Annotated in this window: 26 protein-coding genes and 1 tRNA gene; 15 read left to right on the top strand and 12 right to left on the bottom strand. The window is 62.1% G+C overall.

Features of this window, described 5'->3' with window-relative positions:
- Positions 1-170: 170 nt before the first annotated feature.
- Entirely contained in the window at positions 171-1,154 is a 984-nt protein-coding gene (mbfA, locus tag N2A41_RS23560; RefSeq protein WP_170257533.1) for an iron exporter MbfA, read from the bottom strand.
- A gap of 172 nt (positions 1,155-1,326) precedes the next feature.
- Here mbfA and N2A41_RS23555 point away from each other — a divergent pair, with 172 nt between their 5' ends.
- Complete coding sequence (locus tag N2A41_RS23555; RefSeq protein WP_260109849.1) at positions 1,327-1,806, top strand: group III truncated hemoglobin; 480 nt, start codon at positions 1,327-1,329, stop codon at positions 1,804-1,806.
- A 141-nt stretch (positions 1,807-1,947) separates the two neighbouring features.
- Here N2A41_RS23555 and N2A41_RS23550 read toward each other — a convergent pair whose 3' ends face one another.
- A complete protein-coding gene (locus tag N2A41_RS23550) occupies positions 1,948-2,859 on the bottom strand; it encodes an EamA family transporter (RefSeq protein ID WP_260109848.1) in 912 nt (303 codons plus the stop codon).
- Positions 2,860-3,229: 370 nt separating this feature from the next.
- Between N2A41_RS23550 and N2A41_RS23545 the strand changes: the two genes are divergently transcribed.
- Entirely contained in the window at positions 3,230-4,537 is a 1,308-nt protein-coding gene (locus N2A41_RS23545; protein WP_017963437.1) for an IS4 family transposase, read from the top strand.
- 150 nt (positions 4,538-4,687) lie between these two features.
- Here the strand turns inward: N2A41_RS23545 and recX are convergent, their stop codons facing one another.
- Complete coding sequence (gene recX, locus N2A41_RS23540) at positions 4,688-5,236, bottom strand: recombination regulator RecX (protein WP_260109847.1); 549 nt, start codon at positions 5,234-5,236, stop codon at positions 4,688-4,690.
- Between the two features lie 9 nt (positions 5,237-5,245).
- Complete coding sequence (locus N2A41_RS23535) at positions 5,246-6,271, bottom strand: histone deacetylase family protein (protein WP_260109846.1); 1,026 nt, start codon at positions 6,269-6,271, stop codon at positions 5,246-5,248.
- A 132-nt stretch (positions 6,272-6,403) separates the two neighbouring features.
- Here N2A41_RS23535 and N2A41_RS23530 point away from each other — a divergent pair, with 132 nt between their 5' ends.
- Positions 6,404-7,015 carry an HAD family hydrolase gene (locus tag N2A41_RS23530; RefSeq protein ID WP_260109845.1) on the top strand — a complete coding sequence of 204 codons (612 nt, stop codon included), beginning with the start codon at positions 6,404-6,406 and terminating at the stop codon, positions 7,013-7,015.
- Between the two features lie 15 nt (positions 7,016-7,030).
- On the opposite strand, the gene N2A41_RS23525 is transcribed toward N2A41_RS23530, so the two are convergent.
- Together N2A41_RS23525 and N2A41_RS23520 are read right to left on the bottom strand one after the other, a co-directional pair.
- On the bottom strand, positions 7,031-7,549 hold the full coding sequence (locus N2A41_RS23525) for a GNAT family N-acetyltransferase (protein WP_260109844.1): 519 nt from the start codon (positions 7,547-7,549) through the stop codon (positions 7,031-7,033).
- Positions 7,550-7,573: 24 nt separating this feature from the next.
- Positions 7,574-8,140 (bottom strand): helix-turn-helix domain-containing protein, encoded by a 567-nt coding sequence (locus N2A41_RS23520; RefSeq protein WP_260109843.1) that lies wholly within the window; start codon positions 8,138-8,140, stop codon positions 7,574-7,576.
- Between the two features lie 137 nt (positions 8,141-8,277).
- Here N2A41_RS23520 and tenA point away from each other — a divergent pair, with 137 nt between their 5' ends.
- The 4 genes from tenA (at position 8,278) to N2A41_RS23500 (ending at position 11,470) form a co-directional block, all read left to right on the top strand.
- Positions 8,278-8,976, top strand: coding sequence for a thiaminase II (gene tenA / locus N2A41_RS23515; protein ID WP_170280201.1), 699 nt, complete (start codon positions 8,278-8,280; stop codon positions 8,974-8,976).
- Between the two features lie 75 nt (positions 8,977-9,051).
- Entirely contained in the window at positions 9,052-10,884 is a 1,833-nt protein-coding gene (lepA, locus tag N2A41_RS23510) for a translation elongation factor 4 (protein WP_260109842.1), read from the top strand.
- A 56-nt stretch (positions 10,885-10,940) separates the two neighbouring features.
- A complete protein-coding gene (locus tag N2A41_RS23505) occupies positions 10,941-11,171 on the top strand; it encodes a type II toxin-antitoxin system CcdA family antitoxin (protein WP_026265541.1) in 231 nt (76 codons plus the stop codon).
- Positions 11,171-11,470: a CcdB family protein gene (locus N2A41_RS23500; protein ID WP_222332546.1), complete on the top strand. Its 300-nt coding sequence runs from the start codon at positions 11,171-11,173 to the stop codon at positions 11,468-11,470. The genes N2A41_RS23505 and N2A41_RS23500 overlap by 1 nt, the downstream gene beginning before the upstream one ends.
- Positions 11,471-11,472: 2 nt before the next feature.
- Here the strand turns inward: N2A41_RS23500 and N2A41_RS23495 are convergent, their stop codons facing one another.
- From N2A41_RS23495 to N2A41_RS23485, 3 genes are all read right to left on the bottom strand, one after another.
- Entirely contained in the window at positions 11,473-11,925 is a 453-nt protein-coding gene (locus tag N2A41_RS23495; RefSeq protein ID WP_260109841.1) for a GFA family protein, read from the bottom strand.
- Between the two features lie 190 nt (positions 11,926-12,115).
- Positions 12,116-12,664: a sugar O-acetyltransferase gene (locus tag N2A41_RS23490; protein ID WP_260109840.1), complete on the bottom strand. Its 549-nt coding sequence runs from the start codon at positions 12,662-12,664 to the stop codon at positions 12,116-12,118.
- 11 nt (positions 12,665-12,675) lie between these two features.
- A complete protein-coding gene (locus N2A41_RS23485) occupies positions 12,676-13,452 on the bottom strand; it encodes a type 1 glutamine amidotransferase (RefSeq protein WP_260109839.1) in 777 nt (258 codons plus the stop codon).
- Between the two features lie 199 nt (positions 13,453-13,651).
- Between N2A41_RS23485 and N2A41_RS23480 the strand changes: the two genes are divergently transcribed.
- Complete coding sequence (locus N2A41_RS23480) at positions 13,652-13,945, top strand: SelT/SelW/SelH family protein (RefSeq protein WP_017966569.1); 294 nt, start codon at positions 13,652-13,654, stop codon at positions 13,943-13,945.
- A gap of 9 nt (positions 13,946-13,954) precedes the next feature.
- On the opposite strand, the gene N2A41_RS23475 is transcribed toward N2A41_RS23480, so the two are convergent.
- Positions 13,955-14,374, bottom strand: coding sequence for a BA14K family protein (locus N2A41_RS23475; protein WP_260109838.1), 420 nt, complete (start codon positions 14,372-14,374; stop codon positions 13,955-13,957).
- A gap of 168 nt (positions 14,375-14,542) precedes the next feature.
- Between N2A41_RS23475 and N2A41_RS23470 the strand changes: the two genes are divergently transcribed.
- Together N2A41_RS23470 and N2A41_RS33350 are read left to right on the top strand one after the other, a co-directional pair.
- Positions 14,543-14,629, top strand: a tRNA-Leu gene (locus N2A41_RS23470).
- 228 nt (positions 14,630-14,857) lie between these two features.
- Entirely contained in the window at positions 14,858-15,142 is a 285-nt protein-coding gene (locus N2A41_RS33350) for a poly(hydroxyalkanoate) granule-associated protein (protein WP_311202872.1), read from the top strand.
- A 125-nt stretch (positions 15,143-15,267) separates the two neighbouring features.
- Here N2A41_RS33350 and N2A41_RS23465 read toward each other — a convergent pair whose 3' ends face one another.
- Together N2A41_RS23465 and N2A41_RS23460 are read right to left on the bottom strand one after the other, a co-directional pair.
- On the bottom strand, positions 15,268-15,600 hold the full coding sequence (locus N2A41_RS23465) for a hypothetical protein (protein WP_260109837.1): 333 nt from the start codon (positions 15,598-15,600) through the stop codon (positions 15,268-15,270).
- A 59-nt stretch (positions 15,601-15,659) separates the two neighbouring features.
- Positions 15,660-17,267, bottom strand: coding sequence for a GumC family protein (locus N2A41_RS23460; RefSeq protein ID WP_260109836.1), 1,608 nt, complete (start codon positions 17,265-17,267; stop codon positions 15,660-15,662).
- Between the two features lie 135 nt (positions 17,268-17,402).
- Here N2A41_RS23460 and N2A41_RS23455 point away from each other — a divergent pair, with 135 nt between their 5' ends.
- From N2A41_RS23455 to N2A41_RS23435, 5 genes are all read left to right on the top strand, one after another.
- Positions 17,403-18,452: a glycoside hydrolase family 5 protein gene (locus N2A41_RS23455; protein WP_260109835.1), complete on the top strand. Its 1,050-nt coding sequence runs from the start codon at positions 17,403-17,405 to the stop codon at positions 18,450-18,452.
- Positions 18,453-18,454: 2 nt separating this feature from the next.
- On the top strand, positions 18,455-19,747 hold the full coding sequence (locus N2A41_RS23450) for a hypothetical protein (RefSeq protein ID WP_260109834.1): 1,293 nt from the start codon (positions 18,455-18,457) through the stop codon (positions 19,745-19,747).
- Positions 19,748-19,793: 46 nt separating this feature from the next.
- Entirely contained in the window at positions 19,794-20,810 is a 1,017-nt protein-coding gene (locus N2A41_RS23445; RefSeq protein ID WP_260109833.1) for an acyltransferase family protein, read from the top strand.
- Positions 20,811-21,024: 214 nt separating this feature from the next.
- The gene (gene purU, locus N2A41_RS23440; protein ID WP_018070299.1) at positions 21,025-21,909 is read left to right on the top strand and encodes a formyltetrahydrofolate deformylase; all 885 of its coding nucleotides are present in this window, start codon (positions 21,025-21,027) and stop codon (positions 21,907-21,909) included.
- Positions 21,910-22,028: 119 nt separating this feature from the next.
- Positions 22,029-24,950, top strand: coding sequence for an aminotransferase (locus N2A41_RS23435; protein ID WP_260109832.1), 2,922 nt, complete (start codon positions 22,029-22,031; stop codon positions 24,948-24,950).
- The last annotated feature ends 208 nt before the right edge of the window (positions 24,951-25,158 follow it).

Here is a 25,158-nt window from a genome sequence, read left to right as displayed (position 1 = left end):
TGAGGGGGTGAGCGGCGAAGCCGGGAGTGCACTGAGCGCAAGCGAAGGGCAAGGAGCGCTTTTGGTGCCGAGTATGACGCACTGTCTCCCGGCCCTTCGCTTGATCTCAGGGCGTTCGTCGCTGCAATCGATTCATCGGATCGATTGCTCGGGCTTCGCCCGACCGCTCCTCACCCATTGCCGATCAGGATACCGGCGCCGAGCACCAGGCTGCCGCCGAGCACCACCTGGAAGGCGGCGCGCAGGAAGGGGGTTTCCATGTAGCGGTTCTGGATGAAGGCGATGGCCCAGAGCTCGAAGAAGACGACGATGGCGGCGGTGATGGTCGCCGTCCAGAAATGCGGGATCAGATAGGGCAGTGCATGGCCGAGGCCGCCGAGCGCGGTCATGATGCCGCAGGCAAGGCCGCGTTTGACCGGCGAGCCTCTGCCGGAGATCTTGCCGTCGTCATGGGCGGCCTCGGTGAAGCCCATCGAAATGCCGGCGCCGACGGAGGCTGAAAGGCCGACGAGGAAGGTCTGCCAAGTATCCTGCGTGGCGAAGGCGGCGGCGAAGATGGGCGCCAGCGTCGAGACCGAGCCGTCCATCAGCCCGGCAAGGCCCGGCTGCACATAGGTCAGCACGAATTGCCGGCGCACCGTCTCGTCCTCGTCATGCTTGACGTCTTCGGGCGTATGTTTGTCTCCGAGCATACGGGCGATATCTTCATGCCCTTGTTCAGCAAGCGCGAGATCACCGAGAAGCTGGCGCGTCGAAGCGTCCGAGGTCCGCTTTGCCGCCTCGACATAGAAGCGATAGGCCTGCTCCTCCATCGCCTCGGTTTCCCTGCGCATCGCATCCAGCGAAAGGTTTGCCCTGAGCCAGTCCGGCTTGCGTTCGTAGAATCCCTCCACATGCTCGCGCCGGATCAACGGAATGCGCTCACCGAAACGCTGGCGATGCATCTCGATCAAAGATTTGCGATGGGTATCCTCGACCTCGGCCATGTCCTCGAAGACCTTGGCCGAGGCCGGAAATTCGTGTCGAAGCCTGTCGGCATAAGCGAGATAGATGCGGGCATCGTCTTCCTCGGAAGCGATCCCAAGGGCGAGAATCTCCTGCTCGGACAGCGACTCGAAAGATCGTTTCGGGGATCTGAAAAACCGCGCCAGCATGACTCTCTCCAATTTTTAGAATAATTCTAAACCTAAAGAAGGAGGTGGTGACGGTCAAGGGCATGGAGCAGGCCAGCTGACAGATTGCCGCAAGCGGCACGGACGACTTTGGCTCATCGCCATAAACACCTATATGAGAGGGCGCCGCATCATGCGGCACCGGGGTTTTGGAATGGACAATGACATTCAGGGCCGCCCTGCTCATGTCGCGGCGATCCGCGAAAGGGCGGAGGCCGAGATGCGGGACATGGGCGTCGACGAGGCTTTCATCGACAGGCTGGTCGAGACCTTTTACGGGCGCGTGTTAACGCATCCCGATCTCGGGCCGGTGTTCGACGCCAAGCTGTCCGGCCGCTGGCCGGCGCATATGGAAAAGATGAAGAGCTTCTGGTCGGCCGTCGCCTTCCGCAGCGGCGCCTATGGCGGCAAGCCGGTGCAAGCGCATACCGGCGTTGCGAACCTCACACCCGATCTCTTTCCGAAGTGGCTGTCGCTGTTTGCCGCAACGCTCGACGATATCGCCCCATCGCCGGAGGCCAAGGCCTGGTTCATGGCGACGGCGGAACGGATCGCCAAGAGCCTGACGCTGTCGCTGTTCTACAATCCGGCACTCGACGATCCCACGCGCAAACCCGCCCGAACTATCGTATAGAGACGATATTCCCGGAAAAACGCTGACACTTTTCTAGAACAGGATGATTTTAGGCCGGGTCGGCCCAAAATCTGAATCCTGTTCTATATAGTTAGAGCATGATGTCGTCCGAAAACCGCTCACATTTTTCGGCATCATGCTCTAGGTCTTCGCCGCCGAGGCGGTGGCGCCGGCGCTGGCCGCCACGACGAGCGCCGTTCCCAGCATCTGCAGCGCGGTCATCGGCTGGGCGAGGATCAGAAAACCGGCAAGGGCGCCGATCGCCGGTTCGAGGCTCATCAGGATACCGAAGGAAGCCGCCGGCATGCGCCGCAGCGCCACCATCTCCAGCGCATAGGGCAGCAGCGGCACGAGGATGGCAAGGCCGAGAACCTCGGCCAGTCCCTTCAGCGTGAAGGCACCCGCCGTCTCCACCAGACCGAAGGGTGTCGCGACAAGGCCTGCGACGATCAGCGACATGGAGAGACCTTCCAGCCCCTTGAAGGCAGCGCCGACCTTCTTCGTCAGCAGGATATAGACCGCCCATCCCACCGCCGAGCCGAGGGCTAAGAGGACACCTGAGGGATTGCCGACCCAACCTTCGCCGTCATGGGCAAGGAAGAGGATGCCGGCCGCAGCGATCAACGGCCAGACGAGCCGCCAGGTCAGGCCGTAGCCGAAGACGGCAACCGAGAGCGGCCCAAGGAAATCGATGGCGATCGCCAGTCCGAGCGGCAGCCGCTGGATCGCCGCGAAGAAGCAGAGCGTCATGGCGGCCGTCGTTGTGCCGAGCAGCAATATCGCCCGCCATTGGGCGCCGCTATAACGCAGCACCGAAGGCCTGACGACGACGGCAAGGATGATCGCCGCGAAAGCAAGCCGCAACCAGGTGGCGCCGGCAACGCCATAGGTCGCAATGGCTGACGAAGACAGTGCCGCGCCGAACTGGATCGAAGACATCGACATCAGGCACATCGCGACCCCGGCCGCCAAGCCGCCCGAAACCGTCGATACGCCCGGCTGCGCCATCAAAGCTGCGCCATCCGTCCCGGTCTCGATATTCTTGATGTCCATGTGGCCCCCGATCCTGGCGCGGTTCTAGGCCGAAGACGGGTGAGAGCCAAATTCAAACTTTTCATGCCGGGATCAAGAGCGCTGATGCTGATGCGCCGTAGATCGGCCGGCGGTGCGGGATCGATCCCGCGCCTTGGCCCAGGAGATCGCCGATAAGTGCCCCTCACCCTAACCCTCTCCCCGTAAACGGGCTAGGGCATATACATAAGTCGGTGCGACGGATTGACTCGGTTTGCGGGGGTCGGATTCCTTTACTGCGGGCCGTATGATTGTTTTGGCGACGTTTTGATTTGGGAGCGTCGCCGATGGATGTAGGGCATGATTTTTCGTTGGGCCGGTTTGGAGATCGTCGTCTCGATAAAGGGGGGCGGTGCTGCTCCGTCGCATTGTGCTGCGCGAGACGGTTTGCCTTCGCCAGTTGGCCGAGGGCAACCATTCGCAGGAGATCCGGTTCGGGCGTTTTCTCAACAACAGTGCGGTGAGCGTGGAAGAGATCATTGCCGGCTGGAGCCAGGAGACCCGGTCTGCGGTTGAGGGTCGCCACGTGCTGGCGCTGCAGGACACCAGCGAGATCAAGTTTGCGACGACGCCGGACAGCCGGCGGGAATTGGGCAAGATCAAAAAAGGCAATTGCTTTGGCCTTTTGCTGCATCCGATGCTGGCGCTCGATGCCGACACCGGCAGCTGCCTTGGCCTGGTGGGCGGCCGGGTCTGGACGCGGGGTAGCGAAGAGCTTACGCCGCATGCCGAGCGGCCGTTGAACGAAAAGGAATCGCGGCGCTGGGTGGAGACGGCAGAGGCGGCCAAACTGGTGCTTTCGCGTGCGGCCCGGGTCACGGCGATCGCCGACCGGGAGGGTGACTTCTTCATCATGTGGGCGCGCCTGCCCGATCGGCGCTTCGATCTTTTGTCGCGCGTCATGCATGACCATGCGCTCATCGACGGTTCCAAACTGCGCCGCGCGGTCGAAACGGTGGCGTTTTGCGATACTCAGACGATTGATCTGCGCGAGCGCGCCGACCGTCCGGCGCGGCAGGCGACGGTGTGCCTGCGCTTCGGCGAAGCGACGATCCGGCGGCCGCAAAACCTGCGCGAGGCCGGCCTGCCCGATGGCGTCAGGCTGAGCTGGGTCGAGATCGTTGAACCGGCCGCCCCCGACGGTGTCGAGCCCTTGCACTGGCTGCTCCTGACCACCCATTGGCTCAGCAGCCCGGCCGATGCCTGGCAGATCGTCGCCTGGTACAAGCAGCGCTGGATGATCGAGCAGTTCTTTCGGGTGATGAAGAACCAAGGCTTCAAGATCGAGGACAGCCAGTTGCATCTGGCGGCACGGCTGGAAAAGCTCGTCGCCATCGCCGCCAAGGCCGCAGCAATCGTCCTCCAGCTCGTCCAAGCCCGCAGCGGCGGCGATCACCAGCCGGCAAGCCTGACCTTCACGGCAGCCGAGATCGATACCCTCGCCGCCCTCGAAAGCCGTTTCAAGGGCACAACCAAGCTGCAGTCCAATCCCCACTCTAAGGCCTCGCTGGCTTGGGCCGCCTGGATCATCGCCAAGCTCGGCGGCTGGAACGGCTACGCCTCGGCCAAGCCGCCGGGCCCAATCACCTTCTTCAACGGCCTCAAATACTTTCGAGCCGTCGCCGATGGATGGGCTTTGCGAGATATGTATATGCCCTAGCGTAAACGGGGCGAGGGGACGTGCACTGCGAGAGCGAAGTGGGACGGAGAGGTCGCGGCTATCCCCCTTCGCCCCGCGAGCGGGGAGAAGGTGGCGGCAGCCGGATGAGGGGCCGGTATCGGCGATCTCCCCGGCCGCGGCGATGCAATATCAGCGACGGCCAGCAAGGATGACCTCTTCGGCGTCTTCGACGTTCATGTCGAAGACCTTCCTGCCGATGTCGAAGCTGAAGCCGTTGCGGGCAAAAGCCGAAAGCTCTTTGGCCTTTCGCTTTTCGTCGAGCTCGACCCGGCGGAAGGGGCCGAAGGCGCGCTTGCGGGCAAATATCGCTGCGGCATAGAGATCGTCAGCCTCTTCAAGTGCAGCCTCGACCTTGTCGCTGGAGACGCCCTTGGAAGCAAGCTTCTGGGCGATCGCGCGCTTCGATTTACCGCCGCGCACGGCAGAGCGCGTGCTGATCTCCGCATAGGCGCTGTCGTCGAGCACCTTGTTGTCATAGGCAAATTTGACGGCGAAATCGGCAACGGCTTTGAGTTGCGCCGCGCTGATATCTTCGAATTTCTCCTTCGCCTTGCGGGTGATGGCGTCAAACAGCTGCTTTTCCGTCATCATCCGCCGCTCGAGGCGATAGATAGCGGAATTGCGCGCCCAGCTCAGCATGCGTGATGTCGGGAGGGATGGAACGGTCTCGTCGGTCATCGGCGGTGATCAGGCTTCCAGACCCTTGAGAACATTGGCGACGTTAAGGCCGATCTCCGGCACGCCGTAACCGCCCTCCATGCAGGCCAGCACCGGCAGGCCGGCGGAAGCGATCATCGCGCCCATGCGGGTGAAATCGTCGGAGGTGAGGCTGAAGAAAGAGATCGGGTCGCGCTCGAAGGTGTCGACGCCGAGCGCCACGACGATCGCCTCGGCGCCGAACGTCTTGATGCGGGTGAGCGCATCGGCAAGGGCCGAAGACCAGACATCCCAAGGCGTACCCGGCGGCATCGGATAGTTGCGGTTGGCGCCGGTACCCTCCCCCTCGCCTTCTTCATCGGCATGGCCGAGGAAATAGGGAAAGGCGTGCATGGGATCGCCATGCAGCGAGGCGGTGAAGAGATCGCCTCTGTGGTAGAAGAGATCCTGCGTGCCGTTGCCATGGTGGAAATCGACATCCAGCACCGCGACTTTCCTCGCGCCATGGTCGAGCAGCCGCTGCGCCGCGACGCCCGAATTGTTGATGAAGCAATAGCCGCCGAAGAGATCGATGCCTGCATGATGGCCGGGCGGGCGGCAGAGCGAAAAGGCGAAACGATTGCCTCGCGTCAGCCAGTCGGCGCCGGTGACGGCACAGCGCATGGAAGCGATCGCCGCCTCGTAGGAACCCTTGGTGATCGAGGTATCGGCGGCATTGGCGTAATGGCCGATCGCGCCGACGATATTGTCCGGCACGCGCTGGCTGGTGCGGCGAACGGCGAAGGAATTGGCGATCGCCTCGCCGGTGAAACCGGCCGCTACCCAGCGGTCCCAGACGGTGGCGAGAAAATCCAGATAGGCGGGATCATGCACTTTTCGAGCCGTTTCCAGCCCGTGCGCATCGGGCGCAACGACATCGGTAAAGCCCGCCTGCTTGACCGCTGCGAGAATCCATTCGGCGCGGAACGGCGCCTCGAAGGGCGCCACCAGCTGGCCGGCGTGCAGCTCCGTCTTGGCATCGCGCAGCTTGTGATCCTCGGAATAGATGACGCGCATTTCAGATCCTGCCCTTGATTGACAATGGAGATTTACACGGCTCGGCCCTGACAAAAAAACGGCGCGGGCTCTTGATCGTCTGGAATAATGACGCACTTTCGCCGGTGTTTTGAGAACGAGGAAAATTTCCGCATGAAAGTGCTGATGGTCGATGTCGACGGCGTGCTCATTCGTGGTCGCCCGACCGATGGCCTGCCTCTCTTCACCTATCTGGAGCGCGATCTCGGCCTGCGCCTCGACCTGCTGCAGCAGGAATTCTTCCAGACTCACTGGCGCGATATCATCATCGGCCACGCGGCGCTCGAGCCGAGGCTCGCCGGCGTTCTCGCAAAAATCGCACCCCATCTCCGCGCCGAAACGCTGATCGACTACTGGTTCGAAAACGATTCCCGACTCGATCTCAATCTGCTCGAGGAACTCGCTGCTCTCAGGCAAAGCGGCATCACCCTCTTGCTGGCGACCAACCAGGAGCATAGGCGGGCGCGTTACCTGATGGAGCAGATCGGCCTTAATGCGCATTTCGACGACATCATCTATTCCGCAGCGCTCGGGTACAGCAAACCTTCCCCCGATTTCTTCCGACTGGCGACCGAGCGGGCCGGGGTGCTGCCCGGCGAGATCGCCTTCATCGACGATATGGCCGAAAATATCGAGGCGGCGCGACAGTTCGGCTGGAATGCCGCGCAATGGACGACGGGCGCGACACTCGGTGGCACGCTTCCTGTCTTCGCCAGGCCGGCATGAGCGGGGCCGGCGCAATCAGGCGAGCCGCTTGTAGAACAGGGTGGTGGCGCAGAAGCCACCTTCCGGCCACAGCGCATAATCGGGAATGACGCCGACGCGCTGCCAGCCCAGGCGCGGATAGATCGCCTCGGCATCGCTGCCGGTTGCCGTGTCGAGCACGAGCAGGGTCTTGCCACGGCTTGCCGCCTCGCACTCGGCGGCATCCATCAGCAGCCGGGCGAGTCCCTTGCCGCGGGCCGAGCGGTGCACCAACAGCTTCTTCAGGTCGCCGCGATGCGGCTGGTTCGGCATCTGTGCGGCACCCACCTGCACCGTGCCGACGATCCTGCCGCCGAGTTCGGCGACCAGCAGCAGATTGGCGCCGGTGGCAACGGCATCGGCGACATCGCGCCAATAGGACTCGGCATCCTCAAGCCCATAGGGCTGCATGAAGCCGACGGAGGCGCCGCCAGCGACGCAATCGATAAGTATTTCCGAAAGAGCCGGAATGGCCGCGCGGGCTTCCTCGGCGGAAAGGCTGCGAATAGCAGGCATGCTGTTCTCCTGAAATGAATGCTGTTATCGGCCGCCGCGATCGAGCACGACGCAATAGCGTGCCGGCGCGTTGCCCGGATTGTGGAAGACATGGCCCTCGCCGACCGGCATGAAGAGGCAATCGCCCGGGCGCAGCCGGTAGACGGTCTCGCCCGCCGTCATCTCCAGCTCGCCGTCGAACAGCCAGATATGCTGCGTCATGCCATGGGCGCTCGCATGCGGGGGGAAGCTGACGTGGGCACCGGCGGGGAACTCGACCTCGACGATATCGACATCGGAAGCCGTGCCCGGGGGTGAAACAGACCGCCTGATATAACCGGTCTCCGGATCGCGCCAGACCTGTTGCTCCTGCCTCCGGGCAAGCGGCGAGGCCTGCCCCTCTTCCGCAAAGAAGGCCGACAGCGACAGGCCGAGCGCGGCGCAGATCCTTGCCAGCAGCGAGGCGGTCGGGCTCGCTTCCGCCCGCTCGATGCGCGAGATCATCGCCCGGCTGACGCCGGAAGCCGCAGCCAGATCATCGAGCGTCAGAGCCTTTTCCTGCCGCAGCGTGCGGATGCGGATGCCGATCGCCTGTTCGAGTTCCGGTTCCATTTTGCAGCCCCTTATTCCACTATAAGAGAAATACATCATCTGATGATGGAATCAAGTGCCTATGAAAAGCGGCAAAACGCGCCTTGCTTTCGCCGCTGCGCCGTCCATATATGGCGGCGTAATCCGAGGAGAGAACAATGGACGCCAGCACGCAGAGCACGGAACTGACGCGAAGCTTCACGGCTGCCGCCTGGGACAGGATCGCTCCGATCATGGCTGAAATCGAGGCCTTGCCGCTGCTGCAGCGCCTTTCGGACGGCACATTGCCGCCTGAGATTTTTCGGCATTACATCCTGCAGGATGCGCTCTACCTGAAGCATTATGCGCGATGCCTTGCGATCGTCGCGGCCAAGGCGCCCGACAATGCGCAGGTCCTGCGCTTCCTCGGTTCGGCGCAGAAGGCGATCACCGTCGAGCAGGGCCTGCATGCAGGCTTCCTCACCCAATTCGGCATCACCTCCGCCGACGTCACATCCGCCGAACCCTCGCCTGCCGGCTTTGCCTATACGAACTTCCTGCTCGCCACCGCCTATCACAGCTCCTACGCGGTGGCGCTGTCCTCGATCCTTCCCTGCTTCTGGATCTACTGGCATGTCGGCGAAGCGATCAAGAACCGGCCTGTTATCGAGGGCAATGCCTTCCAGGCCTGGATCAACACCTATGGCGATCCGCAATTTGCCGCCGGTGCCCGCGAAGTCATCGCGTTGACCGACATCGCCGCCCGCGCCGCATCGCCGGTTGAGCGGGCTCAAATGACCGATGTCTTCGTGCGCGCCTCGCAATATGAATGGATGTTCTGGGATTCGGCCTGGCGGCAGGAGACGTGGCCGGTCTGATAGGGCTCGGCACAGGACGTCATAGCGTAAACAGCGGGATAATTACCGCTTTGCGGCAGGGGGCGGCGCTGCTATATGGCGCGCATGAGCACCAATTCCACCACTCCGCTGTCCCATATCCGCAACTTTTCGATCGTGGCCCATATCGACCACGGCAAATCGACGCTGGCCGACCGGCTGATCCAGACGACGGGCGGCCTTGCCGAGCGCGAAATGTCCGAGCAGGTGCTCGACAATATGGATATCGAGCGCGAGCGCGGCATCACCATCAAGGCGCAGACCGTGCGCCTGCACTACCAGGCTAATAACGGCGAGAAATACATTCTCAACCTGATCGACACGCCCGGCCACGTCGACTTCGCCTATGAAGTCTCGCGGTCGCTGTCGGCCTGCGAGGGTTCGCTGCTTGTCGTCGACGCTAGCCAAGGCGTCGAAGCGCAGACGCTCGCCAACGTCTATCAGGCCATCGACAACAACCACGAGATCGTCACCGTCCTCAACAAGATCGACCTGCCGGCGGCCGAACCCGACCGCATCAAGGAACAGATCGAGGAAGTGATCGGCATCGATGCATCGGAAGCGGTGCTAATTTCGGCAAAGACCGGCCTCGGCATTCCCGACGTGCTGGAGGCGATCGTCCACAAGCTGCCGGCGCCGAAGAGCGCCGGCGGCGAGAAGGCGCCGCTGAAGGCGCTGCTCGTCGACAGCTGGTACGACGCCTATCTCGGCGTCATGGTTCTGGTGCGCGTCATCGACGGCGTGCTGACCAAGGGCCAGACGGTGCGGATGATGGGCACCGATGCGAAATACCAGGTGGAGCGCGTCGGCGTGCTGACGCCGAAGATGGTGAATATCGACAGCCTCGGCCCCGGCGAGATCGGCTTCATCACCGCCTCGATCAAGGAAGTGGCCGACACCCGCGTCGGCGATACGATCACCGAGGACAAGCGGCCGACGGCCCAGGCGCTGCCGGGCTTCAAGCCGGCGCAGCCGGTGGTGTTCTGCGGCCTGTTCCCGGTCGATGCCGCCGATTTCGAGGATCTGCGCGCCGCCATGGGCAAGCTTCGCCTCAACGACGCTTCCTTCTCGTTCGAAATGGAATCGTCCGCCGCTCTCGGCTTCGGCTTCCGCTGCGGCTTCCTCGGCCTGCTGCATCTCGAAATCATCCAGGAACGGCTGGAGCGCGAGTTCGACCTCGACCTCATCGCTACCGCGCCCTCGGTTGTCTACAAGATGTACATGACCGACGGCACGGAGCGCGAGCTGCACAACCCGGCCGACATGCCCGATGTCGTCAAGATCTCGGAAATCCACGAGCCGTGGATCCGCGCGACGATCCTGACGCCGGACGATTATCTCGGCGGCATCCTGAAGCTCTGCCAGGACCGGCGCGGCATCCAGATCGAACTCACCTATGTCGGCACGCGCGCGATGCTGACCTACGACCTGCCGCTCAACGAAGTCGTCTTCGATTTCTACGACCGGCTGAAGTCGATCTCGAAGGGCTATGCCTCCTTCGACTATACGCTGACCGACCATCGCGAGGGCAACCTCGTGAAGATGTCGATCCTCGTCAACGGCGAGCCGGTCGACGCGCTGTCGATGATGGTGCACCGGACGGCGGCCGAAAAGCGCGGCCGCGACATGTGCGAGAAGCTCAAGGAGCTGATCCCGAAGCACATGTTCAAGATCCCGATCCAGGCGGCGATCGGCGGCAACGTCATTGCCCGCGAGACGATCTCGGCGCTGCGCAAGGACGTGACCGCGAAATGCTACGGCGGCGACGCCACCCGCAAGCGCAAGCTGCTCGACAAGCAGAAGGCCGGCAAGAAGCGCATGCGCCAGTTCGGCAAGGTGGAGATTCCCCAGGAAGCCTTCATCGCAGCGTTGAAGATGGGCGACGAATAACGCTTTTCAATGGCATTTTATGCGCATATAATGTGCGCATAATTGAGGAGGTCGTTATGGCTCAGCAGACGAGAAAAGCAGCGAACCTGTCTCTTGACGAAGGCCTCGTCTCTCAGGCGCGCGAGCTCCAGATCAATATATCCCGTGCGGCGGAGGACGGCATCGCAAAGGCCATAAAGGCGGAGCGAGAGCGGCTTTGGCGCATCGAGAACGCTGAGGCTATTCGTCTGGAAAACGAATATGTTGAAAAGCACGGCTTGCCCTTCGCGAAATACCGTCAGTTTTAATGGCACGCTTTCACGTTTATCGCCTTAAAAGCGGAAATCTCCTGGCTATCGATCTTCAGGCCAATCTGCTTGACGATCTGCCTTCGCGCGTCATGGTTCCGCTGCATCCCGTGCAAGAACTGAGCTGGTCGATCTCGCGACTGAACCCACGCTTTCCTATTGAGGGTGAAACCTATGTCATGGCCACCCAGCGCATGGCATCGGTCCCGACCGTGGAAATTGGAAAAGTGGTGGCGGATCTTACCGCCGACAGCGATCGCATTATCGCTGCCGTCGATTTTGTCTTCCAGGGCTTCTGAGATCAACTCCCCGCCATATACTCCTTTACCAGCCCCTCATAGGCGTCCATCTCGGGCAGCGCCTCGTAGCTGTACACCGCGCCGGTGTCGGCGAAGGACAGCTTCTCGCTTGTCCATGTCTCGATGAAGGGCGTGAACCAGCTCGGATCGTCGAGCATGGTCACGCGCAGATTGACGAACCAGTCCATGCCTTCCGGCCGGGTGAACATCCAGCTCATGCAATGCGCGCAGAAGTAATGCTTCGTGGCGCCATGCAGACCGCCGATCACCGGGTCGCCTTGCGTCACCTCGAAGCCTTCGCTCGGGATGGCCGCACTCAGCGAATAGGCGCTTGACGTCATCTTCTGGCACCCCGTGCAATGACAGGCCATGGTGAGCAGCGGCGGGGCACTGATCTTCACCCGCACCCGACCGCAACGGCAGCCGCCTTCCATCGGTAAATTCAGTTCGCTCATGATTCCCTCCCGTTTTGCCCTCTCATCTAGCGGAATGATCGCTGCTGTCGAGATGGCAAGATCATCGCGGAATGGCGCTTTGCCGGCGTTAGAGCATTTCCGTTTTTCTCCGACTCCTGGAAATGCTCTATCTCTTTGTTTTCACGCAATTCCGGACGCAAAACCGCTACGCACTTTTGCTGGAATTGCTCTAGCGGATGCGGGCTGGATTGCCGACCACGGTTGCGCCGGCCGGCACATCCCTTGTTACCACCGCACCGGCGCCGACGATCGCACCGTCGCCGATGGTGATGCCGCCGAGAATGATGGCGCTGCCGCCGATCCAGACATCGCCGCCGATCGTGACCGGCCGGGCGATCTCGATGCCCGTGCTGCGCAATGCCGGGTCCTTGTGATGCTCGGCGCAATAGATCTGCACACCGGGGCCGAACATGCTGCGATCGCCGATCGTCACGCGGCCGGAATCGAGGATGGTGCAGCCTGCATTGAAATAGACGCGCTCGCCGAGAGTGATATTGATGCCATAGGAGCAGTGAAACGGTGCTTCGATGAAGATATCGGGCGCGGCCCGCGCAAAGAGCGCTCGCAGGGCCGGCGCGGCGGCGCCACGCTCATCCGGCGGCAACGTGTTATGCGCGTGGACGGCTAAGCGCGCCTGCCGGCGCAGGAGATCGAGCTCATCATCGAGGCAGCAATACCATTCGCCTGCCGCCATCTTTTCGCGTTCGCTCGCCGGCATCGCATCGCCTCTCACGCCGAGGCCTGCGACAGCATTTCGACCTCTTGCTGCTCGATCAGGCTGACCCAGGCACGCGCGATAGCAAGGCCTGCAGCATCGGCGGCTCCGGCATGTCTTGCCGCCAGTTCGGCACGGTTCTCCAGCCAGCCCGGCGCGATGCGCGCAATCGTATCGGGAAATTCGGCCGTCCATTGCGCGACGACCGCTGCATTGGCCTCGAAATGGAACTGGGTGCCATAGACGGCGCGGCCGATTCGGAAGGCCTGGTTTTCGGCGACAGGGCTCGAGGCGAGACACACCGCGCCTTCGGGCAACGAAAACGTATCGGCATGCCATTCGAAGATGGTGAATTCGCCGCCGAGCGCCGACAGCAGCGGATCGGCCCGGCCCTCGGCGGTGACGCCGATCCCGTGCCAGCCGAATTCGCGGGCGATTCCTAAGTGATTGTCGGCGCCATAGGCGCGGGCGAGGATCTGGCTACCGAGGCAGATGCCGAGCACCGCCTTGCCGGCATCGCCGAAGCGGCGCGTGAGCTGGACGAGTTCCGGCAGATAAGGGTGGGTTTCGTCGTCCAGCGCGCTCTGCTCGCCGCCGAGGACGACCAGCGCGTCATGGCCGGATATATCTTTCGGCAGCATGCCATCCTGCCAGACCCGGAACCACTCGATCTCCGCTCCCGCCTCGTCGAGGGCTGCGGCAAGCGCGCCGAGGCCGGTATTCCGCGTATTTTCGATCACTGCGACGCGCATAGGCTCTTCCTGGTATGGCCGACCACCGGAAGAGACCATGCGGAAGAGCGGCGCGCAAGACGCCAGAACAGGATTCAGGCTTTAGGCCGGTTCGGCCCAAAATCTGAATCCTGTTCCTAATTAATTAGAGCATGATGTCGCCCGAAAACCGCTCACACTTTTCGGCATCATGCTCTGGCGAGGCAATTGCGCCGGCGCGCGACAGGGCTTAAATCTCGGCAAACGAAAGGACATCGCCATGACCGAAAAAGCCCGCGTCACGATCCTCTACTGCACCCAGTGCAACTGGCTGCTGCGCGCCAGCTGGATGGCGCAGGAGCTGCTGCATACTTTTTCCGACAGTCTTGGCGAAGTGGCGCTGATTCCCGCCACCGGCGGCAATTTCGAGATCCGCGTCAATGGCGATCTGATCTGGGAGCGCAAGCGCGACGGCGGCTTTCCCGGGCCGAGGGAGCTGAAACAGCGGGTCCGCGACATCGTCGAGCCCGGTCGCGATCTCGGCCATGTCGACCGCGCCTCGCTCGAAAGTTGACCACGCGGCTCAGCGGTAGGGCGATCGGCAGGTCTTGTAGATGCCCTCATAAGTGAGGAAACGATCCGTCCGCGGATTGTAGGAGCGGTACTCGTTGCTGCACCAAGCGGCATGGCTATTCATGTCGCGCGGCTTCGGCTGCACCCTTTGCACCGGCGGCGGATCATAGGTCAGCTGCGGCGGCCCGGCAGCGCCCGGCCGATAATAGGTCGGCCCCGAGCCCCGCGGACGATAGTTCGGCTGGACATAGGCGGGGCGATGCCATTGCTGCGGCCCGAACCCGAAGCAGCCGCGAAAATCGCAGAGCGTCGATCCCGTATTAAGCGGCCCGATGCCCGGCTTGCCCAGCTTCAGCGAATCGGCCCCGGCGATGGCGGGTGACAAAACGGCCAAGAGACCGGCGAGCAGAAGCGTATGGGGAGCAAGCATGAGGCATTCCTTTCGGTATTTCCTCTATATAGGGCGTGCCAACGGGAGCGCTATGCCCACCCTTCGGCGCTCCCTTGCATGTGATTGGCTGCTTTTTCGCCAACTGTCAGAAAAACTTCAAAAACCCAGTTGACAGTCAGGGGCCACCCCCTTACATCGCTCTCCGTCGCCCAGATGGCGGAATTGGTAGACGCGCCAGCTTCAGGTGCTGGTACCCGAAAGGGTGTGGAGGTTCGAGTCCTCTTCTGGGCACCATTCCATTCTTGATCGCTACCAAGATCAAGGAGTTAAGCCTTTCCAAACTAAAGTTGCGCAGGTGCCTTGCAACAAAGGCCAGTCATGATGCGCGCAAAGGCTTGTTCGCTCGGTAGCTCCCAAGGTCCTCATTTCTGGACGCTTATTCCCGCCGCTCTTGATAGCTGGCCTGCATTGACTCACCCATCTCCAAATGCGAACATAAAGAGAACGCAATGGAGTCTTGCAATGATCCGATTCGCCACATCCGCAGCCAGCAAACCCGAGCCGTCAAAGGCACGCGAGGTGTCGGCCACCGAGCCGGCCATTGAAATGTCTCGCCCGAAGTCGGTCATTGAGCTAGCCGCTGCGGCGCCTACGGCTGGCCTGCTGCTGCCCAGCTCCGAGGCAGGCGAGCTCGGCTCCGATACTCTGCCGAAGACCGCCAAGCCACCACGCCGTGCGGCAACAAAACGTAAGCCTAAGGTCGCCGAGGCAGACGACACTCCACTCCAGCTTAGTCTGGAGGCTTAGCCGCAACCATCCGGCCAAGGTGTGGCGGCAGGGAATTCCCACCATGATCTATATATAGCACTTCGGAATTCCGAGATTGGCTGCGGCCTGGGCGGGCGTCATCGGACGGCGTCGACCCGAAGCGTTTACCGCACCGGCTGATAGTGGCCGCGGAGCGGAACTTTGCCACCCGTGGTAATCAAGCCATCGCGTTCGCAGACATAGATCAGCGTCGGCATGCCGCCGGAACGGAAGATTTCGTCATAACGGCGGCGGATCTGCACGGTTTCGGTGCGGCAGTTGTAAGATTCCTCCTCTTTCTTATCCGGCTGCGCCTTGACGCCGGGAAGACCCTTGTAGGGATAGAGGGGCCGAACGCCCGAATCGACGGATTTCGTCCAGTCGACGGCAAAGGCGAACGCCGGGGCGAGGCTCGACACGGCTACGAGCGATATCAGAAGCATCATCAACAGCCGCATGGGAACTCTCCTGCCGGCAATAACCCGTCCTTCCGATGTAGGAAAACCGACGACCGTCATCAAGCGGCTGCAGCGGGGGACTTCCTAAAATAACTTCTGATGACGGGATGGCTGAAGAGGCCGGCGAGGATCGCAAAGCCGGCGCCGAGGACGAAACCGGCGAGAAAACCGCCGATGACGCCGGCAATCAATAGAATCGTCTTTCCGGGACCGTCTCCCTTGACCGGCGGCTCGGCCGGCGAAATGACGCGAATGTTACTCTGATTGAAGTTCTGCTCCTCGCTCGTCTGGCTGGAGCGTTTCAGCACCGTCTCGTAGATATCGCGCGCCGCCGTCGCCTTGCGCTGCAATTCGTTCAATTCCACCTGCTTGTCCGACGAACTCGCCTGTAGCGCCTTCTGCACGGCAAGCTCCTTGGCGATGCTGTCCTCGGCGGCCTTTGCCTGCTCGTATTCGCCCCTTGCCGAGGTGGCGAGACGCTGCAATTCGCCCTTGATTTCGCCTGATATGCTCTGCAGCGAGGAGCGGGCCGCCTGCAGGCGCGGATGACGCGTGCCCATCTGGCTTTCGAGGCTGCCGACGGCGGCGGCCTGGGTGGCATATTGCTGACGCAGGCTGACGAGCGGCGAGGTGACGCCGCCTTCCGCCTGGTTGCCGGCGACGATGTCTTCGACGCGGAGATTGGCGACGGCATCGGCGCGGGCCTTCGCCTGGATGGTCTTTTCCTGTGCCGTCACCAGCATCGTGTTCAGCGAGACGAGCCGTTGGTCGGAGATCAGGTTCCCCTCGGTCGCGGCCATGTCGTTGTCGGCGCGGAAGGTTTCGACAGCCTGCTCGGCTTCCAGCACCTTCTGGCGCAGGTCGTTGAGCCGTCCGTCAAGTGTCGACGAGGTGTTTTCGTAGATGCCGTTCGAAGCGCTGTCCTCCTCCTCGGTGAAGGAGGTGACGACCTGGTTGGCAAGCCTTGCGGATTTTTCGGGATCGTTGGTCGTGGCAGCAAGCGAGACGACATAGGTGCTGGCCTCGCGGGTGATCACCAGCGCCTTCTGCAGAGTGCCGATTACGGCAGCGCCATCCGTCCGGCCGCCGGTGAATTCGGGATCCTGGTCGAGCTTCATGGCTTCGGCAACGCGGCGCAGCACATTGCCCGAAGTCAGGATCTGCACCTGGCTGTCGATCAGCGCCGAGATCATTTCCGGCGAGGGACCCGAAGATTGCGCGCTGGCATCGGCAAGGCCGATCTGGCGTGGGTCGAAATAGAGGCTGCTGACGGCGGTGAATTTCTGGGCGATGCGCGGCGCCACCGCCCCGCCGGCCACAGCTCCGAGAAGGGCCAGGCCCAGCACGACCAACCGCCGGCTCCAGATCGCGGCGATACTGGAGCGGAGGTCGAGAAGCGGGGCGCCAGGTGCCGACGCAGCATTCGACGGCGCGTCGACGACAGGCTGTTTTGGAGGAGGAGGCGCCAGCCGCTCATATTGGCGGGTTTCGGCAATGCTTGCCGGCGGCACGAAGGGTGGCGGCGCGGGTTCGGGCGATGGCCGGACGAAATCATCCGGACGGACGACAGGACTGCGCATGCGCACGCCTTCCGGCGCAGTCTGAGACGGCTCAAAACTGCGCCAGCCAGGGAGCCGGCTTACCCTGTTCCTGTCATACTGGTTCATACGCGCACTCGTGTCCCGCCCAGCGTGAAAGACTGAAGCCGAGGTGCCGATACTTTAGAAATTCTTAGCTAACGGACCGTTAAAATAACGTCAGCGACGCCGATGTTGCGATTTGCCGCGATAACGAGGATGGCCATGAGGACGATACGACATCTGACAGCGCTGCTGCTTGCGGCCGCTCTGATCCCGTCGCCGGCCTTTGCGACCGAGGCTCCCTGTTATCGCGGCGTCAATTTGTCCGGCGGCGAATATGGCGAGCGCGGCGGCATCTACGGCACCAACTACACCTATCCCGGCGAAGACACTATCGGCTATTTCGCCAAGAAGGGCATGACGATCATCCGGCTGCCCTTCCGCTGGGAGCGGCTGCAGCCGGCGCTCGGCGGACGGCTCGACGAGGACGAGCTCAAGCGGATCAAAGATACCATCGGCCTGATCCGCAAGCACGGCATGGCGGTTCTGCTCGACCCGCATAATTTCGGCTATTACGACAAGACCCAGGTCGGCACGGCGCCGGCGACGGATGCCGCCTTCGGTGATTTCTGGGCAAGGCTTGCCGTCGAATTCGCCAATCAGGACGGCGTTCTCTTCGGCCTGATGAACGAACCGCACGACATCAAGGCAACGGACTGGCTGGATGCCGCCAATGCCGCGATCCGCAGCATCCGCGCCGTTGGCGCGCGCAACCTCATCCTGGTGCCGGGCACGGCATGGAGCGGCGCGGGCAGCTGGGAAAAGGATGTGATCGGCGGCGCCAACGGCACGGTGATGCTCGGCGTGCGCGATCCGCTCGACTTCTACGCCTATGAGGTCCACCAGTATCTCGACGCCGATTCCTCCGGAACCCATCCGACCTGCGAAGGTGCAGGCGCCGCAGTCGAGGCAATCGCCAGCGTTACCGCCTGGCTGAAGCAGCACCACAAGCGCGGCTTCCTCGGCGAATTCGGCGCCTCCACCGACAAGGACTGCATGAGCGGATTGACCGAAATCTACGCCACCATGTCCGGAAATAGCGACGCCTGGCTCGGCTGGTCCTATTGGGCGGCGGGCGAATGGTGGCCGGCGGACGAGCCGTTCAACGTCCAGCCGCGCAAAGGCCCCGAGCGGCCGCAGATGCGGCTTCTTGCCGAGGCGGCAAAAGCCGATACCGGCACTTGCTCAGCCGTCAAGCCGGCGGGGAAATGAAAATGGCGGTCGTCGATCACAGGACAGCAACATTCGCTGTAGGCGCCACTGGAGCCGGCAACCGGCTCGGCGCCGCCCGCGAGGCATCGCGCACCGATCATACAGTGCTCTGGCTCGGCCTGCTCTCCGTGCTCTATAACGGCATTCTCGCCTTCATCAACCACAACGTCGTGCCGCTGTCGATGACGCATGTCGCCGCCAGCGAAGGCCTGATCATGGCGAGCGCCATCATCTATATCCTGCACAAGGGGATCTACGAGACCGACCTGCCGGCCTTCCTGTTCCTGCTGTTCACGCTCATCGTGACCATCTATGTCAGCGTGCTCAACCGCATGCTGTTCATCGATCACTTCCGCAACGTGCTGATCATCTTCTGCTTTACCGGGCTCGGCGGCTGGAGCAACGAGAAAACGATGAAGCTCGCCTTCCGCTGGGCAAGCCTTGCCGTCATGATCTTCCTGATCTTCGAGATCGTCAGCGTGCCGTTCTACGTCAGCATCGTCCACCCGTCCGATTATTTCGCCAATACGCGCGGGCTGCTGCCGCTGAGCTACAACACGACGGGCCTCTTTCAGAACGCGCTCGGCTTTCCCGAGCGCTTCTCCTTCGGCATCATCGACCATCGTTCCTCGTCGATCTTCCTCGAGCAGGTGTCGCTCGCCAATTTCTGCGGCGTGATCGCGGTCTACCTGATTTCGATGTGGGACAGACTCGGCCGCTGGGACCGGCTGCTGATGATCGGCACGGCCGTGCTGATCTTGGTGACGAACGACACGCGCACGATGCTGATCTTCTGCTTTGCCTGCATCGTCGGCTACTTCGTCTTTCCGAAGATCCCGAAGAATTTCAATCTGGCGCTGATGCCGCTGATCGTCGCCGCCGGCTTCCTCGTCTACGTGCTGAAACCCAATGCTACCGGCGACAATTTCACCGGCCGCATCAACCTGACGATGAAGAAGATTATGGAGCTCGATCCGCTCGCCATCCTTGGGCTTTCGGTCGACCGGGTGGCCGAATTCGCCGACAGCGGCTATGTTTACCTGATCTACGCCGCGACGATCTTCGGCGTCATCGCCTTATGGCTGTTCGTCTGCCTCTTTCCCGCCGGGCGCACGGCAGCACAGCGGCGCTGCGCCCATTCACTTTCTCTTTTCATTTTTCTGAATATGATGATCGGGGGAACTGCGGTCTTCTCGATGAAGATCGCCGGCCTCCTGTGGTTCGTCGTCGGATATATGCGCTTCCACGACAGCCCGCGCATCCGGCAGGGTCGTCCGGCAGATGTATTGAGTTGACCGCAGCGGCGCCTGTTCGCGCGAGCCCGAGGGAGCAAAACGCCCGATGCTTGTCCAGCTTCAATATCTGCGCGCCATCGCGGCGCTGATGGTCGTCTATTTCCACGCCATATTGCAGCTTGCCAAGGTCAATCCCGCGCTTGACGCCACCGCCTTCGTCTATGGCGAAACCGGCGTCGACATCTTCTTCGTCTTGAGCGGCTTCGTGATGTGGCTGACGACAAGCGGACGCGCCGTGAGCCCGGTCGATTTCGCCCGCCGGCGCATCAGGAGGATCGTGCCGCTCTATTGGCTGGCGACGCTGTTTTCGGCGACGGTGGCGCTGGTGGCCCCGTCATTGCTGAAATCGACGGTGTTCGACCTGCCGCATCTCGCAGCCTCGCTGTTCTTCCTGCCGTGGAGCAATCCCGCCGATCCCAGCACGATCACGCCGGTGGTCGTTCCGGGCTGGACGCTGAATTACGAAATGTTCTTCTACTTCGTCTTTGCGCTGCTATTGCCGCTTTCGGAAGTTCGGCGCATCCCGGCGATGTTTGCCGTCTTTGCCGTCATCCTGATCGCCTGCCGGCTGCTGCCGGAAACGACTGTGACCCGGTTCTACGGCGAACCGATCATGCTGGAATTCCTCGCCGGTGTCGTGCTCGGCTGGCTCTACGGGCAGAAGCTGCTGCTGCCGAGCCGCTGGGCCTGGGCGGCCCTTGCCATGGGCTTTGCCTTTCTTTTCATCAACGAGGCGCTGATGCCGCCGGAAAGCCGGTTCTATGCCTGGGGAATCCCGGCGATCTTCATCGTCTACGGCGCGATCTCCATCGATTTTTCCAGGCTGCCGGTTTTGGGATGGCTGAACTATCTCGGCGACTGCTCCTACAGCATCTATATCACCCACGCCTTCACGCTGGCCTTTCTCAGGGTCGCCGCCGATCGCCTGCCAATCGGCATCCTGCAGCAGCCGGTGCTCTTCGTGATCCTCTCGCTGGTGCTCTCGTCGATCGGCGGCGCGATCATCCATGAGATCACCTCGCCGCGCCGCAAGGTTGCGGTGGCGAGCCGGCCGCCGGCCTAAAACGCTCGAAGGCGAGATTACGCATCCAAGCGGCGCTGACGGTACAGTTTTTTGCGCAACTTCTCCTAAGCTTGAGACTGAGCAATGAGAGAACTTGCGCAAAAATGATGGTTTCTCTTGCAATTTGTCGCATGAATGAAAGTGCGCCGGCCTATTCGCGGCCCGGGCTTTGATCTAAGCACAGCGGCGGCCTTGGAGAGGGAAGAGGGAAGACATGACAAGTTACGTATTGACGGTATCCTGCAAGTCGACGCGCGGCATCGTGGCGGCGATTTCGAGCTATCTGGCCGACAAGGGCTGCAACATCGTCGACAGCTCGCAGTTCGACGATCTCGACACCGGCAGGTTCTTCACACGGGTGAGCTTCATCTCCGAGGAAGGCGTGCCGCTTGCCGAACTCAAGGAAGGCTTCGAGCCGATCTGCAAGCGGTTTGCCATGGATGCCGAGATCCATGACGGCAACGCCCGCATGAAGGTGCTGCTGATGGTGTCGCGCTTCGGCCATTGCCTCAACGACCTGCTCTACCGCTGGAAGATCGGCGCCCTGCCGATCGACATCGTCGGCGTCGTCTCCAACCATTTCGATTACCAGAAGGTCGTGGTCAACCACGACATCCCCTTCCACCACATCAAGGTGACGAAGGAGAACAAGCTGCAGGCCGAAGGCCAGATCATGGATATCGTCGAACAGACCGGCACGGAGCTGATCGTACTGGCGCGCTACATGCAGGTGCTTTCGGATGCGATGTGCCAAAAGATGTCTGGCCGGATCATCAATATCCATCATTCCTTCCTGCCGAGCTTCAAGGGCGCCAACCCTTACAAGCAGGCCTATCAACGCGGCGTGAAGCTGATCGGCGCGACGGCGCATTACGTCACCGCCGATCTCGACGAAGGCCCGATCATCGAGCAGGACACGGCGCGCATCACCCATGCGCAGTCGCCCGACGACTATGTCTCGATCGGCCGCGACGTCGAAAGCCAGGTGCTGGCGCGGGCCATCCATGCCCATATCCATCACCGCACCTTCCTGAACGGCAACCGCACCGTGGTCTTCCCGGCAAGCCCCGGCGGTTACGCCTCCGAACGCATGGGTTGAGCGTCGCCTAGACCCTGCATCTCTTTTGCTGGCGAATGACAATCTCCCGTTGCCTGCCAGCGGCAAGTACTCGATTATCTCCTTCAATAGGTAATCGAATCATGCAGCGGAGGGGTGCCATGACCGACGAGGCGCTTGTTGATCGCATGGCGCTGCCGCGTCCCGACGTCACCGCCAGCGACGCGGAAGAGATCCTCCTTGCTCATTACAGCCTCTCCGGCACGCTTACCGAACTCGGCAGCCAGCAGGATCGAAACTATCGCGTCGATAGCGATCGTGGCCGCTACGTCCTGAAGATCTGCCATGCAGCCTACGAGATCCGCGAGCTCGAAGCACAGAATGCGGCGATCCATCACCTCAAAAGCAGGCAAGATGCGCCGCGCGTTCCGCAGGTGATCCGCAGCAATGAGGGGCGGGAGATCGTCGTCCTTACCGTGCGTGGGCAGGGCTATCAGGTCCGGCTGCTGGAATATCTGGAAGGCCAGGGGCTGACGGAGCTGACCTATCTGGCGCCGGCTTCCGTTGCAGCCCTCGGCGCGCTCTGCGCCAGGCTGGCGCGGGCGCTTGCCGATTTCGACCATCCCGGTCTCGACCGCAGCCTGCAATGGGATCTCAGGCGCGCCGGGCCGGTCGCGGTGCAGCTGCTGTCCGCGATCACCGATAGTGCGGCACGCGACCGGATCGCCAAGACCATGGTGATGGCCATTCGCCGCATCCAGCCGTTGGCGCCATCGCTTCGGCTGCAGGCCGTGCATCATGACGTCACCGGCGACAATGTCGTCGGCCACCGCGACGCCCGTGGCCATACCATTCCCGACGGGGTGATCGATTTCGGCGATATCATCCGCGGCTGGCTGGTCGGCGACCTCGCCGTTACATGCGCTTCGCTGCTGCATCAGGCGGATGGCGACCCTTTTCATATCCTGCCGGCCGTCACCGCCTATCAGGCGATCTATCCGCTGACCGGCGAGGAGCTGAAGGCGCTCTGGCCGTTGACCGTCGCACGCGCGGTCATTCTGGTTGCCAGCAGCGAGCAGCAGATTTCGGTCGATCCGGATAATGACTATGTCCGCGGCAATCTCGAGCACGAGCGGGCGATCTTCGATACGGCGATGTCCGTTCCCTTCGAACTCATGGAAGCCGCGATCCTCAGGGCGGCCGGCGCAAATGTCGCCGCCCCGGAAGCATCGGGTTGGCTGCCGTTGCTGCCGGACATCGATCCCGCCGGGATCGCCTATGTCGATCTTGGGGTGCGGAGCCCGCATTTTTCCGCCGGCAACTGGCTAAATGCCGACATGGACTGGCGGCTGCTTGCCCGTGTGGCAACCGAAAACGGCACGGCAGCGACGCGCTACGGCGAATATCGGCTTTCCCGTGCGGGAACCGCGAAGGGACAGGCGACCTGCGCCCTGCATGTCGACATATGCCTTGCCGCAGGCAGCGCGATTGCAGCGCCCTTTGCCGGCCGTATCGCCTGGAAGGACCAGCATCTGACGCTCGCCAGCGGCGGCATGACCCTGCATCTCGATGGGCTCGACCTGTCGGTCGAGGATGGAGCCCAGATTGCCGCCGGCGATCCGCTTGGCACGGTTACCGGAGAGGCGTCGTCGCTCGGCGGGCTGCGCGTCCAGCTTTGCAGCGTCGCCGGTCTCGAACCGCCGCTCTTTTCCACACCCCGCGCGGCGGCGGCCTGGTCGGTGCTCTGCCCTTCGCCCTCGCTGCTTCTCAGCCCGCAAGCGGATGCGCCGCAACCTGATACCGCCGCGCTCTTCGCCAGGCGGCGGGCGCATCTCGCGAGGCCGCAGAAGAACTATTACGCGGCGCCGCCGCAGATCGAACGCGGCTGGAAGGAGCATTTGTTCGATGTCGAAGGCCGCGCCTATCTCGACATGGTCAACAACGTCACCACCCTCGGCCACGGCCATCCCAGGTTCGCGGCAGCAATCCACGCCCAATGGCTGCGGCTCAACACGAATTCGCGCTTCCACTATGCCGCAATCACCGAATTTTCCGAACGCCTCGCCGCCTTGGCGCCGGACGGGCTCGACGCGGTCTTCCTGGTCAACAGCGGCTCGGAGGCGAACGATCTGGCGCTACGGCTGGCGCAAGCCCATAGCGGCGCGCGCAACATGCTCTGCCTGCTCGAAGCCTATCATGGCTGGTCGGCGGCAAGCGATGCCGTCTCGACCTCGATCGCCGACAATCCAAAGGCACTGACCACCCGGCCGGACTGGGTGCATACCGTCGTTTCGCCGAACACCTATCGCGGCGACTTCCGTGGTCCCGATACGGCAGCGGATTATCTCGGCATGGCGACGCCGGTGCTGGAGGCAATTGATGCTGCGAGCGAAGGCCTTGCGGGCTTCATCTGCGAATCGGTCTACGGCAATGCCGGTGGCATCCCGCTGCCGGACGGTTATCTCAGGGAAATCTATGCGCAGGTGCGCGCCCGTGGTGGCCTCTGCATCGCCGATGAGGTGCAGGTCGGCTATGCCAGGCTCGGGCATTATTTCTGGGGCTTCGAGCAGCAAGGGGTCGTGCCCGATATCATCACCGTCGCCAAGGGCATGGGCAACGGCCATCCGCTCGGCGCCGTCATCACCACGCGGGAGATTGCGCAATCGCTGGAGAAGGAGGGCACTTTCTTTTCCTCCACCGGCGGCAGCCCGGTCAGCTGCATCGCCGGCATGACGGTGCTCGACCTCATGGCCGAGGAAAAGCTGCAGGAAAATGCCCGGACGGTCGGCGATCATCTGAAGGCGCGGCTCGCCGCGCTGATCGACCGCCATCCGATTGCGGGCTCCGTGCACGGCATAGGCCTCTATCTCGGCCTCGAATTCGTCCGCGACAGAACGACGCTGGAGCCGGCGACCGAAGAGACGGCTGCCATCTGCGACCGGCTTCTCGAACTCGGCGTCATCATGCAGCCGACCGGCGATCACCAGAATGTGCTGAAGATCAAACCGCCACTCTGCATCAGCATCGACAGCGCGGATTTCTTCGCGGACATGCTGGAGAAGGTACTCGAAGAGGGCTGGTGACACAGGGCTTCCGGCATTAACCAAATCGGTCATTTCGAGGCATGTCGATTTTTAATGAAACAGGCCATTGCTTGATACGGCAAGGCTTCCTATGTCTGCCGCGGTGATCGATCGAACTTCCGATTCTGTCATGCGAATTTAACGAAAGACTGATATGTTTCTTTCTGTAAGTTCGGACTGCGACGGAATGAATTTTTTCGGATCGTCG

The organism is Rhizobium sp. SRDI969, from assembly GCF_025152725.1.
GTDB lineage: Bacteria > Pseudomonadota > Alphaproteobacteria > Rhizobiales > Rhizobiaceae > Rhizobium > Rhizobium leguminosarum_I.
The sequence above is the reverse complement of the archived record's forward strand: the minus strand, read 5'-3'. Positions and strand labels throughout refer to the sequence as shown.